Below are 14,934 nucleotides of genomic sequence, written 5' to 3'. Positions count from 1 at the left end.
TGGAAGGACACATCGTCATGCAGGCAGTTCTCGACAATCTCGGTGCCTATGGACAAGGGTTTCTCGTCACCCTGCAGTTGTTGCTCGGCGGCGGCATGGGTGCCGCCGTGATCGGCATGATCGTTGCAGTCATGCGTATCTCACCTATTTCAAGCTTGCGCGGGCTGGCGACGCTGTGGACCGAGACGGTGCGAAATACGCCACTGACGCTCGTCTTTTTCTTCTTCGCCATCGTCTTGCCGACACTGCAGGTGCGACTCGACTACATGCTGAGCGCAACTGTTGCCCTTGCGGTCTACACCTCGCCGTTTGTCGCTGAGGCCCTCCGTTCCGGCATCAACGGTGTGCCTATTGGGCAGGCAGAAGCCGCGCGAAGCATCGGGATGACCTTTGGCCAAACAGTCGCCCACATTGTGTTTCCGCAGGCGCTGCGAATGGTCGTTCCTCCGCTCATCAACGTCTTCATTGCCCTCACGAAAAATACCTCTGTCGCAGCGGGTTTTTACGTCGTTGAACTCGTTGCCACGTCAAAGATCTTGACGAACGCCAACGGCGACCAGGTGATCCCGATTCTTATCGGAACGGCACTGTGCTACCTGGTCATCACGATTCCGCTCGGTCAAGTTGCTGAGCGCATCGAACGAAAGGTTGCGGTGCTTCGATGAGTAGTTCAGTCCTCTATGACGCACCAGGGCCGAAGGCCCGACGTCGCAATCGCGTGCTCTCCGCGCTGACCACCGTTCTTGTGCTCGCGGGAGTGGCATGGCTCCTCTGGGCTCTTGGCCAAGAACGAACGACGGTCAACGGAGCGAAACTCACGGGGCTGTGGTCACCCGAACGCTGGGACTTTGCCCGGGACGTCGTGTTCTGGCGCAGGCTTCTGGTCGATGGTCTCTTGATGGGAACGCTTCGTGTGGCCGCGCTCGCAGCAATCCTCGCGCTCGTGATCGGGGTGGTGTTCTCCTTCCTCCGTACGGCACGGCAGGCCTGGATCCGGGTACCGGCCACCATCGTTCTCGAATTCCTTCGTGGCATGCCGATTCTGCTCATGATGCTCTTCATCCTGCTCGCGCTCGCGACCGAGGGGTACTGGGCCGCGGTTGGCGCGCTCGCGCTTTACAACGGTGCCATCATCGGCGAAGCGCTCCGCGCCGGTCTTGCCGCACTTCCCAAAGGGCAGCGTGAGGCAGGACTCTCGCTTGGTCTGACACCGCTGCGGACACGCATGCTCGTGGAATTCCCGCAGGCGTTCCGACAAATGCTGCCGATCATCGTGGCGCAGCTGGTCGTGCTGCTGAAGGACACCTCACTGGCTTATGTCGTGGCGTTTCCCGAGATCCTTCGCATCTCGCAGCAGATGCGAGATTCGCTCGGCTCGACCAAGGTGTCATTCTCGGTCTTCCTGATCGTGCTCGTGGTGTACCTGTCAGTGAACCTGGCCCTGTCATGGTTCGCACGTTGGCTTGCCCGACGTACCGGCCCGCAGGCGATTGGCGCCCGACGGCGCACCACGAAGCGAGGCGGTCCGCAACCTCGACCAAGTGAAGGGGAGCCGGGTACGGACACCGCACTCATCTCGATTTCTGGTTCTGCACCATCGGGCATGCTTGGCCACCATCGGCGCGGAGACTAGGCAGACGAGCCGATAGACTCGCATGCTGTGAGTGAAGCAGAGAACGCCCTGACCTTGACCCCGGAGGCGGTGCAGTCGGCCCTTGACGCGGCACTCGCCGCGCTGGCCGCCGCCTCGACCTCGACCGAGCTGAAGGCCGCCCAGAAGGCCCACATGGCTGAAGGCTCGCCCCTTGCGCTCCTCAACGCTGAGATCCGTAATGTTCCGAAGGAGCAGAAGAAGGAGGCTGGCAAGCTTGTCGGCCAGGCGCGTGGCGAAGTCAACAAGGCGTTCCAGGCGAAGCAGGACGACATCCTTGAGCGTGAGAAGCGTGAGCGTCTCGCGCAGGAGACCGTGGATGTGACGGCAGCGCCGACGCGTCAGCGCCTGGGCGCGCGCCACCCGCTCACCGCGCTCCAGGACCGTGTGAGCGACATCTTCGTCGGCATGGGGTGGGAAATCGCCGACGGCCCGGAGCTCGAGAGCGAATGGTTCAACTTTGACGCTCTGAACTTCGACGCCGATCACCCGGCCCGTGCCATGCAGGACACCTTCTTTGTGGAGCCGGTCGAGCGCCACCTCCTCATGCGCACGCACACCTCGCCCGTCCAGGTTCGCTCGCTCATTGAGCGCGGTGTTCCGCTCTACGTGCTCTGCCCGGGGCGCACCTTCCGCACTGACGAACTCGACGCGACGCACACGCCCGTCTTCATGCAGTTCGAGGGCCTCGCCATAGACAAGGGCCTCACGATGGCGCACCTTCGTGGCACGCTTGAGCACTTTGCGCGCGCCATGTTCGGTGACGAAGCGAAGATTCGCTTGCGCAACAACTACTTCCCGTTTACCGAGCCGAGTGCCGAAATGGACATTTGGCACCCGGGCGCCAAGGGCGGCCCGCGGTGGATCGAATGGGGTGGCTGCGGCATGGTGCACCCCAATGTGCTCCGGGCAGCAGGTGTTGACCCGGAGGAATACCAGGGCTTTGCCTTTGGCATGGGAACCGAGCGCACGCTCATGTTCCGCAACGGCCTCACCGACATGCGCGACATGGTCGAAGGCGACGTCCGATTCAGCGAACAGTTCGGGATGGTGATCTAAATGCGGGCTCCACTGAGCTGGCTGCGTGAATGGGTTGAACTGCCGGTCGAGGCAACGCCGCAAGAGGTTCTTGACGCATTTGTTCGCGTTGGCCTCGAAGACGAAGAAATTCTCGGTTTTGACGTGACCGGTCCGGTCGTCGTCGGTGAGGTGCTCGAACGCACCCCCGAACCGCAGTCGAACGGCAAGACGATCAACTGGTGCCAGGTTCGCGTGGCTCCGGAAGGGCAGACCGCAGCCGATGGCGGCGCGGACGTCCGTGGCATCGTGTGCGGTGCCCACAACTTCGAGGTGGGCGACAAGGTCGTCGTGACGCTGCCGGGCTCTGTGCTTCCGGGCGGCTTCGCGATTGCTGCGCGCAAGACCTACGGCCACATCTCGGACGGCATGATCGCCTCCGTGCGCGAGCTCGGCATCGGCGAAGACCACGATGGCATCCTCGTGCTCTCGACGCTTGGCCTCGACCCTGAGGTTGGCACGAGCGCCATTTCGCTCCTCGGCCTCGACGAGCAGGCAGTCGACGTCAACGTCACCCCCGACCGCGGTTACGCGCTGTCGATGCGCGGTCTCGCACGCGAGTACAGCCACGCAACCGGTGCAGCATTCCGTGACCCGGCGTTCCGGAACGAGCTCGCAGCGCTCGCCGAGCAGGCAGTGGCTCCGGACGCCGCATCCATTCGCGTGCCGGTGACCGTCGCTGACGAGCTCGCCGTCCGTGACCAGACCATGTGCCCCGTGTTTGCCGCCTTTGTGCTGGAGGGCGCTGACCCGTCGCGTCGCACGCCCCAGTGGATGCGCACGCGCCTCGAACTCGCGGGTATCCGCTCGAAGAGCCTCCTCATCGACATCACGAACTACGTGTGCCTCGAGCTCGGGCAGCCGATTCACGGCTACGACCTCGCAAAGCTCGACGGAGGCATCGTCGTGCGTCGCGCGAGCGCAGGGGAGCGGATCACCACGCTCGACGGCAAGGACCGCGAACTGAGCACCGAAGACATCGTGATCGCCGACAACCGCGGCCCGATCGGGATCGCCGGCGTCATGGGCGGGGCCGAGACCGAGATCAGCGACACGACGACCGACCTCCTCATCGAGGCTGCAAACTTCGCGCAGATCTCGATTGCCCGCAGCGCACGTCGTCACAAGCTGCCCTCGGAGGCCTCGCGCCGCTTTGAGCGCGGGGTCGACCCGCGCGTGGCCGTCGCGGCCGCCGCGCGCGTCGCTGAGCTCGCGATCGAGCTCGCGGGTGCACGCCTCGCGCCGGCTGGCACGATCGTTGGCGAGGCGTCTGAGCTGCGTACGCTGTCGCTTCGGGCAAATGCTGCCGCTGAGCGGATGGGCATTGACTACGAGCGTGACGAGATCATCCGCTCGCTCACCGCAATCGGCGCACAGGTCGAAGCATCCAACGATGAGACGCTCCAGGTGACGGTCCCGAGCTGGCGCCCCGACCTCGTCGACGAAGTGAGCCTCATCGAGGAAATCGGTCGCCTCGGCGACTTCGACCGCATCCCCTCGGTGCTACCGGTCGCCCCCTCCGGGCGTGGCCTCACGCGCGAACAGAGCCTTCGCCGCCAGCTCGCCAACACGCTTGCCGCAGCGGGCAGCGTGGAGGTGCTGAGCTACCCCTTCACGACCCTCGCGGACAACACGCTCTTCGGTGACGCGAGCGGTGAAGCACACGACCACGTCAAGCTCGCAAACGCCCTCGACTCGGAGACAGCATGGCTGCGCCGAAGCATGCTGCCGGGCCTCATTGGCGTCGCACACCGCAACGTGTCGCGCGGCATGACCGACCTCTCGATCTTCGAGATCGGTCACGTGTTCCTCCCGCGTGAGGGGGCTGAGCTCGGTGTTTCGGAGCTTCCGCCCGTTGCCGCTCGCCCGAGCGATGCTGAACTGTCTGCCCTGGAGCAGGGCCTGCCGGAGCAGCCGCGCTACCTCGGCGCGATGCTCGTCGGCGACCGCGTCGCCAAGGGCCCCGGACAGGCTGCCTTCGGCTACGACTGGGTGGATGCACTCGATCTCGCACGCCTCGCTGCGCACGCGGTGGCGACGGAACTCGTCATCGCACAGGGCTCGCACGCGGCCTTCCACCCGGGGCGCACGGCGGAACTCTTCGTCCGACAGGGCGACGAGCTCGTCTCGGTCGGCTTCGCTGGCGAGCTCCACCCCGAGGTGAGTGCCGAGCGTGACCTCCCCGGTCGCGTGTGTGCCGTCGAGATGAACCTTGACGCGCTGCTCGAAGCTGGACGTCGCGAGGTGATTCCGGGCCTCATCGCCGGGTACCCGGCGGCAACCCAGGACCTGTCGCTCGTCGTGAAGGCGAACGTGCCAGCCGCTGAGGTGCAGGCCGCCGTTGCCGAGGGCACGGGCGAGCTGCTCGAGTCGATCACGCTCGTCGACGACTACCGAGGCCAGGGCCTTACTGACGACGAGAAGTCGCTCACCTTCGCGCTTCGATTCCGTGCGGGCGACCGCACGCTCACAGCAGCTGAGGCAAGCGAAGCCAAGGAAGCGGGCGCTGCACTCGCCCAGGAGCGTTTCGGCGCCACCATGCGCGCGTAGCGATGTCTGCGAACAGGCCGGTCACTTCATGACGAAGTGGCCGGCCTTCGTCATTCGAGAGTAACCATGCATGTGGGCCACGTGACTGTGCAACTTGCACAATGCAACCCGCAAAACAGCTCACTACCCCATGACATATGGAGAGGTATTCCGTCGCAGCAGTCGGAGCAAGTGGATATGCCGGTGGTGAGCTGCTTCGCCTTCTGGCAGCCCATCCCGCACTCGAAGTGCGCACCGTGACCGCGCACTCACAGGCCGGTGAGCGTCTGCGACGCGTGCACCCACACCTCGCGAGGTACGGCAACATGGTGCTGCAGGACACGACGCCGGAGGCCCTTGCCGGGCATGACGTCGTGATCTTCGCCCTGCCGCACGGGGCGTCCGGCGCACTCGCCGCAGCCATGGGTGACGACACACTCCTCGTCGACTGCGGTGCGGACCACCGCCTCGAGTCGGCCAACGATTGGAACGACTAGTACGGCGGCGAGTGGGCTGGCGCGTGGACGTACAGGATGCCGGAGCTTCCGCGCGTCGAGGGCCCATCTCAGCGGGAACGCCTCGCTGGAGCCCGCACCATCGCGGTGCCCGGTTGCAACGTCACGGCCCTGACCTTCGCTTTTGTTCCGCTGGTCGCCGATCACCTTGTTGCCCCGTCCTCGTTGAGTGCGGTGCTCGCTGTCGGTCCCTCCGGAGCAGGAAAGAAACCGACGCCAACGAATGCGGCCGCCGAACTCATCGGCCAAGCTGTGCCGTACAGCCCCGATGGTTCACATCGCCACAACCCCGAAGTGCAACAGAACCTGCGCAACGCGTCGGGGCAGTCCGTGCAGCTCACCTTTGCGCCGGTGCTTGTGCCGATGGCTCGAGGCATCCTCGCAACTGCCCACGCGCAGGTGAAGCCGGGAGTCACTCGAGCGATGCTTCGCGCTTCCTTCGAACGTCACCTCGACGGTGAACCGTTCGTCGGCCTCCTGCCGGAAGGGGAGTGGCCCCGCACGGGTGATGTCCTCGGTTCCAATCGAGTTGCGATCGGCGTGGGTCTTGACGAGCGCGCCGGCCAGGCCGTGATCGTCACTGCCATCGACAACCTCGGCAAGGGCACTGCCGGCGCCGCCATCCAAAACATCAACCTGGCACTCGGTCTCGATGAGTGCCTTGGCCTCAGCATCAACGGAGTTGCACCATGAGCATTACCGCGCCCAAGGGGTTTCGCGCAGCCGGCATCGCTGCTGGCGTCAAATCAAGTGGACGACGAGACCTCGCCCTCGTCGTCAATGATGGTCCGCGAACAGACGCAGCCGCCGTCTTCACGAGTAGCCGCTGCCCCGCGAATCCCGTCATCTGGTGGAAGGGCGCCATCACGAGCGGCACCGCCCGGGCAGTCATCCTGAATTCTGGTGGCGCGAACTGCTTCACCGGGCCGTTTGGCTTCGAGACGACACGGATGACCGCTCAGGCGGTTGCCGAGCACGTGAACGTTTCGTCCTCCGACGTGCTCGTGTGCTCAACGGGTCTTATCGGAACTGGCGGCGAAGCGTTTCGCTCCGCTGTCCTCAGTGGCGTTCCCAAGGTGGTGGAGCAGCTTGGAAATACCGCATCTCATGCAAGCGGTGCCGCCGAAGCGATCCTCACGACCGATTCACGAATCAAGGTAGCTGTTCGACGATCGCCTGCCGGTTGGACCATTGGAGCGATGGCAAAGGGTGCAGGGATGCTCGCACCAGGTCTCGCGACGATGCTCGTCGTCATCACGACCGACGCGGTCCTGACGCCAGACATCCTCGACCGTGAGCTCCGGGCTGCAACGCGCGTCACGCTCAATCGCGTGGACTCAGACGGATGCATGTCGACGAACGACACCGTCGCGCTGCTGTCCTCAGGTGCGAGCGGCATTGAGGCCGGCCCTGATGAATTTGGCGAGCTCCTCACCGCGTGCTGCGCAGACCTCGCAAAACAGCTCCAGGAGGATGCCGAAGGGTCAAGCTACGACATCACGATTGACGTCACCCACGCGGCCACCGAGCAAGACGCTGAGGACGTTGCCCGGGCCATCAGCCGCTCCAAGCTGTTCAAAGCGGCCATTTACGGCAAGGACCCACATTGGGGCCGAGTGCTCGCCGCCGCGGGCACTACAACGGCCACCTTTGATCCGGCAGAGCTTGATGTCTCTCTCAACGGGGTCATGGTTTGCCGCCAGGGAACCCCGCACGAACGCCCTGAACTTGTCAATCTCGAATCGCGCGAGGTGCATGTGGAGCTGTGCCTTCACGCCGGTACCGCGCGAGCCACCATTCTCACGAACGATCTCACCCACGAGTACGTGCACGAGAACAGCGCTTACTCGTCGTAACCAGGAACCATGTCGAAACTCCGGATCACACAACCCACCGCGACCGCGAAGGTCGAAACCCTCATCGAGGCGCTGCCGTGGATGACCCACTACGCGGACAGCATCATCGTCGTGAAGTTCGGCGGGAACGCGATGGTCGACGACGAACTCTTTGAGGCTTTCGCTGCCGACATCGCGTTCTTGCGACATGCGGGCGTACAAGCTGTCATCGTGCACGGCGGCGGGCCGCACATCTCACGGATGCTCGATGCCCTCGGCATTGAGAGCGAATGTGTCGCAGGCTACCGAGTCACCAGCCCCGACGCGATGGAAGTCGTGCGGATGGTCCTCGGCGGGCAAGTGGCGCGTGAACTCGTGGCGTCCATTAACGAGCGCACGCGACAGGCAACCGCGGTCAGTGGTGAGGACGCTGGTCTGTTCCAAGCCCGCCGAAAGAGTATCGAGGTTGACGGCCACACGGTTGACCTTGGGTGCGTTGGTGAGATTGAGGTCGTTGATCCAAGTGTTGTGCTCGCGGATATCGCGGCAGGACGCATCCCTGTCATTTCCTCGATCGCGTCCGACCTGGATCATCCGCGCAAGGCGCTCAACATCAACGCGGACCGTGCGGCGGCGGCGCTCGCGGTGGCCCTGAACGCCAAGAAACTTGTCATGTTCACGGATGTGCCCGGGCTGTACGCGAACTACCCGGATCCGGAATCGCTCATTTCAGAGATCACTGCCGCTGAGCTTCGTGAGCTGCAACCGAGCCTCGAGTCCGGCATGATCCCGAAGGTTGAGGCCTGTCTTGAGGCGGTTGATGGGGGAGTGCCGTGCGCCACGATCATTGACGGCCGTGAGCCTCACGCCGTCCTCTTGGAAGTCTTTACGACTGATGGTGCCGGGACCATGGTCGTGCCGTAACCTCGCACACCGACCGATTTAGTAGACGGGGTTCAAAAAAGATAGTGTCGCTCACATGACAAGTGAGTGGCTGTGCCTGGGACGCATTGGCGAAGCGACGCAAGCGTCTCCACGAGGAGGCGACCTTCCGCCCATTGACGGGCTCATTGATGCGGACGGGCGCGTTCCCTACGAGGCGGGGCTTGAGTTGCAGTATGAGCTGCACCGACAGGTCGTAGCTGGAGAACGCGGGCCAAGTCTCATCATGCTCGAGCACCCGAGCGTCTACACCGCCGGTCGTCAGGCCAAGGAGGAAGACCGTCCCTATGACGGCACCCCGGTCGTGGCAATCGACCGCGGCGGTCAACTCACCTGGCATGGGCCGGGTCAGCTCGTTGTGTATCTCTCGGGGGCGCTGCGTCCGAAGCCAGACGTGCGCGAGTTCGTGACCGACCTGGAAACAGCGATCATCGACGCGCTGGCGGAGTTCGGGATCCAAGCCGTCACGGTCGAGGGGCGCCCCGGCGTGTGGCTGCCTGGTGACGAACGAGGTCCCGACCGCAAGATTGCTGCCCTCGGGCTCGCCATCCGCCAAGGCGCCACGCTTCACGGCATCGCAGTGAACTGCACCAATGACCCGCGCCCCTTCGCGCAGATCGTGCCCTGCGGGCTCAAGGACGCGAGCGTCACCTCCATGGCCTTGGAAGGGATCGCCGGCGTCGAACCCGTCGATCTCGCGCCCGTGCTCGGACGAAAACTCGACGACGTCGTCTCCACGTGGTTTGTGGCGGCGCCGAACAAGGAGAAGGCAGCATGACCGTGTCACCGCCGTCAGGGCGCAAACTCCTGCGCATCGAAGCGCGAAACAGCCAGACCCCGATCGAGACGAAGCCTGACTGGATTCGCACGACCGCGCAGCAGGGCCCCGCGTTCCAAGAGCTGCGCGAGCTCGTCTCGAAGCGCCAGCTGCACACGGTCTGCCAGGAAGCAGGCTGCCCAAACCAATTCGAGTGCTGGGAAGACCGTGAGGCAACGTTCCTCATCGGCGGATCGCAGTGCACAAGACGCTGCGACTTCTGCCAGATCGACACGGGCAAGCCCTCCCGGCTCGACGTGACTGAGCCTCGCCGCGTTGCCGACTCGGTGCGCCAGATGGGCCTCCGCTACGCGACGGTCACCGGCGTCGCTCGAGATGACCTCGAGGATGAAGGCTCGTGGCTCTACGCCGAAACGGTGCGCGCGATCCACGCAATGAACCCCAACACCGGCGTCGAGCTCCTCATCCCGGACTTCTCCGGCAAGCCCGAGCACCTGCAGCGGATCGTGGATGCGGCCCCCGAGGTGTTCGCGCACAACGTCGAGACGGTGCCGCGAGTGTTCCGCCGCATCCGCCCTGCCTTCACCTTCGAGCGGTCCCTCGACGTCATCCGCTTCGGCCACGATTGTGGACTCATCACAAAGTCGAACCTCATTCTCGGTATGGGGGAGCGGGACGACGAAGTCTTCGAGGCGATGGAAGCGCTGCACGAAGCAGGATGTCAGCTGCTCACGATCACGCAGTACCTGCGCCCCTCGCCGCGCCACCTGCCTGTCGACCGGTGGGTGACCCCGGAGGAGTTCCTCGACTTTGCTGAGGCTGCCGAGGAGATCGGGTTCCTCGGCGTCATGTCCGGCCCACTTGTGCGCTCCTCGTATCGCGCGGGTCGCCTGTACGCGACGGCTATGCAGAAGCTCGGGCGCCCACTCCCAGAACATTTGCAGGGTCTCGAAATGGTCGGTTCGGCGCGTCAAGAGGCGCGTGCGCTGGTGGCGACCAGGGGTTTACTACCTGCTAGCACAGGAGTGAAATTGACGCCTTCAGCAGCTGCACAAAGGGCCTCTGACAGAGCATAAGTTGAGCAATTCGTCAATTTTCATGTAGGGTAGCTGAAATTTTCGACGAGTTAGGAGCTCAGGATGACGGAACGCGTGGTTCTCGCATACTCGGGCGGCCTTGACACGTCGGTGGCGATTGGGTGGCTGAAGGATGCCACGGGCAAGGATGTTGTTGCCCTCGCCATTGATGTGGGCCAAGCCGGTGAGGACATGGAACGCGTCCGACGACGTGCTCTTGACTGCGGCGCCGTGGAATCGGTTGTGATCGACGCGCAGGAGGAATACGCCTCCGACTACCTCATGCCGGCCCTCAAGGCGAACGCGCTCTACCAGAAGCGCTATCCGCTGGTTTCGGCCCTGTCCCGACCGCTCATTTCGAAGTACCTCGTGCAGACCGCTCGCGAACTCGGTGCCGACACCATCGCACACGGCTGTACCGGTAAGGGCAATGACCAGGTCCGCTTCGAGGCTGCCTGTGCGGCGCTCGGTCCGGAACTCAAGGCGATCGCACCCGTGCGTGACCTTGCCCTCACCCGTGACAAGGCCATCGAGTACGCCGAGGCCAACAAGCTGCCGATTGAGCAGACGAAGAAGAGCCCGTACTCGGTTGACCAGAACGTCTGGGGTCGTGCCATTGAGTCGGGGTACCTCGAAGACCCGATGAACGCCCCGCGCGACGGTATCTACTCGTACACCGAGGACCCGGACCCCTCGAAGACGCCGACTGAGGTCATGATCGGCTTCGAGCAGGGTGTGCCGGTCTCGATCGATGGTGTGCGCAAGACGCCGATCGAGATGGTTCGCGAGATGAACGCGCTCGCGGGTGCACAGGGCGTCGGTCGTATCGACATGGTCGAGGACCGCCTCGTTGGCATTAAATCGCGTGAGATCTACGAGGCGCCGGCGGCAATCGCCCTCATCGAGGCGCACGAGCACCTCGAGGACATGACGCTTGAGCGTGATGTGCTTCGCATGAAGCGCCAACTCGAGGCCGAATGGTCAAACCTCGTCTACGACGGTCTCTGGTTCGGTGGCCTCAAGCAGTCGATTGACGCCTTCATCGACCACACGCAGCAGTACGTGACCGGTGAGGTGCGTCTCCAGCTGCACAACGGTCGCGCGACCGTGACCGGTCGCCGCTCGGCGCAGTCGCTCTACGACTTCGAACTTGCCACCTACGAGACGGGTGACCAGTTCGACCAGTCGCACGCGAAGGGCTTCATTGAGCTCTGGAGTATGCCCTCGAAGATCGCTGCTCGCCGCGCACAGGGGCAGAAGTAAGCGTGTCGGGTCAGACAGAAAACCGTGCCGGCGAAGCGGGCGCCCTCTGGGGCGGCCGCTTCGCCGGCGGGCCTTCGCCGGAGCTTCAGCGCCTGAGCTGCTCGACGCACTTTGACTGGGCGTTCGCAGGCTATGACCTCGCAGGATCCCGGGCGCACGCACGTGCACTGCACACCGCCGGATACCTCGACGAGCACGAGTATCAGGGCATGATCGCCGCGCTTACCGAGCTGGGGGAGCGCGTGGCTGACGGCACCTTCGTGCCGACACCAAGCGATGAAGATGTGCACTCTGCGCTCGAGCGCGGTCTCATGGAGATTGCTGGCCCGGAACTCGGCGGTAAGCTCCGCGCGGGCCGCAGCCGGAACGATCAGATCGCGACGTTCATGCGCATGTGCCTTCGCGACGCCATCGTCTCGATTCGTGGCCTTGTGGCCGAACTCGTCAATGCGATTGGCGAGCAGGCCGAGGCACATATGGACGTCATCATGCCAGGACGCACGCACCTGCAGAGCGCACAGCCGGTGACCCTTGCGCACCAGTTGCTCGCTCACGCGTGGCCGCTTGTCCGTGACCTCTCGCGTCTCAGTGACCTCGAGCAGCGTCTTGACGAGTCGCCGTACGGTGCTGGCGCGCTCGCGGGTTCGACGCTCGGCCTCGACGCCATGCAGGTTGCGGGGGACCTCGGGTTCTCGACAAGTTCGCCGAACTCGATCGACGGAACCGCCAGCCGTGACCTCGCCGCCGAGTTCGCTTTCGTGACGGCCCAGATTGGCATTGACCTCTCGCGCTTCGCCGAAGAGATCATCATCTGGAACACGAAGGAGTTCGGCTTCGTGACGCTCCACGACTCCTGGTCAACGGGCTCAAGCATCATGCCGCAGAAGAAGAACCCGGACATCGCGGAGCTTGCCCGTGGCAAGTCGGGTCGCCTCATTGGCAACCTCACTGGCCTGCTCGCAACGCTCAAGGCGTTGCCGCTCGCGTACAACCGTGATCTGCAAGAGGACAAGGAGCCGATCCTTGACTCGATCGCGACGCTTGAGGTGCTGCTTCCGGCGTTCACCGGCATGGTGCGCACGCTCACCTTCCACGGTGAACGGATGACGGAGCTAGCTCCGAAGGGCTTCTCGCTCGCAACGGATGTTGCCGAGTGGCTGGTGAAGCACCGTGTTCCGTTCCGTGACGCGCACGAAATCTCCGGCATGCTCGTGCGTCGGGCTGAGGAACGCGGCGTCGAGCTCGATGAGCTCAGCGACGAAGACTTCGCTGAAGTGTCAAGCCACTTGACGCCCGAGGTGCGAAGCGTCCTCACTGTCCAGGGCTCGGTCGCAACGCGAAACGGTCGTGGTGGAACGGCGCCCGTGCGTGTGCGCGAACAGCTCGCCGAGCTTCGTGCGCGGGTTGGCGAGCTCACCGCGAACGCCTAGTCCAAGGAACACCTCGTTGGGGTCGTGCACTTCGGTGCACGGCCCCAACATCGTTGTTGGCGCGGTGAACAGGGTGTGCGCGCGGGCTTGGTACGGTGGAGGGCGTGACCGAACTCAATCTCGCAAGCCAGGCGAACGACGCATCGTTCGAAAACGTTCTTGACGAGCTCGAGTGGCGTGGTTATGTGCACGTGTCCACTGACCGTGAGGAACTGCGCGCTCTGCTCGGAGGCGAGCCGATCACCTACTATTGCGGCTTCGACCCGACGGCGCCGTCGCTGCACCTCGGACACCTCGTCCAGCTGCTGCTGCTTCGTCGCCTGCAGCTGGCCGGCCACAAGCCGCTTGGTCTTGTCGGCGGATCCACCGGTCTCATTGGTGACCCGCGTCCTACCGCGGAGCGCACCCTCAACTCGCGTGACACCGTCGCCGAGTGGGTCGAGCGTCTGCGGGGCCAGATTGAGCGCTACCTCGACTTCGAGGGTCCGTCTGCCGCTCGCATGGTGAACAACCTCGACTGGACGGCCGAGATCACCGCGATCGACTTCCTTCGTGAACTCGGTAAGCACTTCCGTGTCGGCACGATGCTCAAGAAGGATGCCGTCGCTGCGCGCCTCAACTCCGAGGCCGGTATCTCGTACACCGAGTTCAGCTACCAAATTCTGCAGTCGCTCGACTACCTCGAGCTCCACCGCCGTTACAACTGCGTCCTTCAGACCGGTGGCAGCGACCAGTGGGGCAACCTCACGGGTGGTGTCGACCTTGTTCGGCGCATTGAAGGCAAGCAGCTTCACGCGATGGGTACTCCGCTCATCACGAACTCCGACGGTACGAAGTTTGGTAAGTCCGAGGGCAACGCCATCTGGATTGATGCCGAGCTCACCTCGCCGTACGCCTTCTACCAGTTCTGGCTCAACACCGACGACCGCGATGTGATTGAGCGGCTTAAGATCTTCACCTTCCTCACGAAGGCAGAGATTGAAGAGTTCGCACGTCTCGTCGAAGAGGAGCCGTTCCGCCGCGCGGCGCAGCGTGAGCTTGCGAAGCAGGTGACGGCGCTTGTCCACGGCGAGGCTGCTGCAGCCCAGGCGATCGCAGCATCTCAGGCCCTTTTCGGACAGGGCGAACTCACCGAGATCGACGCTGAAACTCTTGCCGCTGCAGGCAAGGAGCTGCCGCACACGGATGCCGCGCTCGGCACCTCAATCGCGCAGCTGCTTGTTGACACCGAGCTGGTGAAGAGCCTCGGTGAAGCCCGTCGCGCCATCTCGCAGGGTGGTGTCACGATCAACAATGTGAAGCTCGACGATGATCGCGCGCTTGAGCAGGGCGACCTGCTCGCCGGCGACATTGCGATTCTTCGTCGCGGCAAGAAGACCCTCGCTGCAGTCTTCGCGGCAACCGCGGGGGAGTAGCTCTCCATCACACGAGCAGTTGGGCCCGGTTTCCCTGTGGAGACCGGGCCCAACTGCATCGTCCACAACAGGCGCGACACGCCCGAGATTGGGGCGATTTGGAGAAGCTGGGCATTCGGCCCTAAAGTCATAACTCCTCGCCGAGAGAAACGAAGCGCCAAGCGCTCGGGCCTCACGGAGAGGTGAGATCAACTCCAAACAGCTTCTTCGGAACGCATTTGCACTCCAGAAGCGAAACGAGTACGATCTCGATCACCTCGATTCCAGCAATCGGAAATCGCAACGCGACACGCCGATTTGACAGAAAGAATCGGACGGAGATAAGCTAATCGAGTTGCCGCAGCGCGGAAACGCCAGCAGCAACATCGAGCATCTCCGCCCCACGAGCAGGTCACTGCCCGGGGTTCAGGTGATGAGAATTTC

Annotated in this window: 11 protein-coding genes and 1 pseudogene; all 12 read left to right on the top strand. The window is 63.7% G+C overall.

The window, feature by feature from the left end; genetic code table 11:
* Window positions 1-17: 17 nt before the first annotated feature.
* Window positions 18-665, top strand: coding sequence for an amino acid ABC transporter permease (locus ZAL01S_RS06405; protein WP_066081437.1), 648 nt, complete (start codon window positions 18-20; stop codon window positions 663-665).
* Window positions 662-1,633: an amino acid ABC transporter permease gene (locus ZAL01S_RS06400; RefSeq protein WP_066081433.1), complete on the top strand. Its 972-nt coding sequence runs from the start codon at window positions 662-664 to the stop codon at window positions 1,631-1,633. The genes ZAL01S_RS06405 and ZAL01S_RS06400 overlap by 4 nt, the downstream gene beginning before the upstream one ends.
* Window positions 1,634-1,660: 27 nt before the next feature.
* Window positions 1,661-2,710, top strand: a complete 1,050-nt coding sequence (gene pheS / locus ZAL01S_RS06395) for a phenylalanine--tRNA ligase subunit alpha (RefSeq protein WP_066081430.1) — start codon at window positions 1,661-1,663, stop codon at window positions 2,708-2,710.
* Window positions 2,711-5,278: a phenylalanine--tRNA ligase subunit beta gene (gene pheT, locus ZAL01S_RS06390; protein ID WP_066081427.1), complete on the top strand. Its 2,568-nt coding sequence runs from the start codon at window positions 2,711-2,713 to the stop codon at window positions 5,276-5,278. It abuts the gene before it with no gap.
* 137 nt (window positions 5,279-5,415) lie between these two features.
* Window positions 5,416-6,465: pseudogene (gene argC / locus ZAL01S_RS06385) on the top strand (N-acetyl-gamma-glutamyl-phosphate reductase).
* Complete coding sequence (argJ, locus tag ZAL01S_RS06380; RefSeq protein WP_066081422.1) at window positions 6,462-7,628, top strand: bifunctional glutamate N-acetyltransferase/amino-acid acetyltransferase ArgJ; 1,167 nt, start codon at window positions 6,462-6,464, stop codon at window positions 7,626-7,628. Before argC ends, argJ begins: the two are co-directional and overlap by 4 nt.
* A gap of 9 nt (window positions 7,629-7,637) precedes the next feature.
* Window positions 7,638-8,531 carry an acetylglutamate kinase gene (argB, locus tag ZAL01S_RS06375; RefSeq protein WP_066081418.1) on the top strand — a complete coding sequence of 298 codons (894 nt, stop codon included), beginning with the start codon at window positions 7,638-7,640 and terminating at the stop codon, window positions 8,529-8,531.
* Window positions 8,532-8,586: 55 nt separating this feature from the next.
* A complete protein-coding gene (lipB, locus tag ZAL01S_RS06370) occupies window positions 8,587-9,327 on the top strand; it encodes a lipoyl(octanoyl) transferase LipB (RefSeq protein WP_083523134.1) in 741 nt (246 codons plus the stop codon).
* Window positions 9,324-10,403 carry a lipoyl synthase gene (gene lipA / locus ZAL01S_RS06365; RefSeq protein ID WP_083523133.1) on the top strand — a complete coding sequence of 360 codons (1,080 nt, stop codon included), beginning with the start codon at window positions 9,324-9,326 and terminating at the stop codon, window positions 10,401-10,403. Before lipB ends, lipA begins: the two co-directional genes overlap by 4 nt.
* A gap of 63 nt (window positions 10,404-10,466) precedes the next feature.
* Window positions 10,467-11,666, top strand: a complete 1,200-nt coding sequence (locus ZAL01S_RS06360) for an argininosuccinate synthase (RefSeq protein ID WP_066081415.1) — start codon at window positions 10,467-10,469, stop codon at window positions 11,664-11,666.
* A gap of 2 nt (window positions 11,667-11,668) precedes the next feature.
* On the top strand, window positions 11,669-13,096 hold the full coding sequence (gene argH / locus ZAL01S_RS06355; RefSeq protein ID WP_066081412.1) for an argininosuccinate lyase: 1,428 nt from the start codon (window positions 11,669-11,671) through the stop codon (window positions 13,094-13,096).
* A gap of 104 nt (window positions 13,097-13,200) precedes the next feature.
* Window positions 13,201-14,511 carry a tyrosine--tRNA ligase gene (gene tyrS, locus ZAL01S_RS06350; RefSeq protein ID WP_244875355.1) on the top strand — a complete coding sequence of 437 codons (1,311 nt, stop codon included), beginning with the start codon at window positions 13,201-13,203 and terminating at the stop codon, window positions 14,509-14,511.
* The last annotated feature ends 423 nt before the right edge of the window (window positions 14,512-14,934 follow it).

The organism is [Zimmermannella] alba NBRC 15616 (assembly GCF_001570905.1).
In the GTDB taxonomy this organism is placed as follows: domain Bacteria; phylum Actinomycetota; class Actinomycetes; order Actinomycetales; family Microbacteriaceae; genus Pseudoclavibacter; species Pseudoclavibacter albus.
Note: the sequence above shows the minus strand (reverse complement) of the source record. Positions and strands in the feature narration are given on the sequence as shown.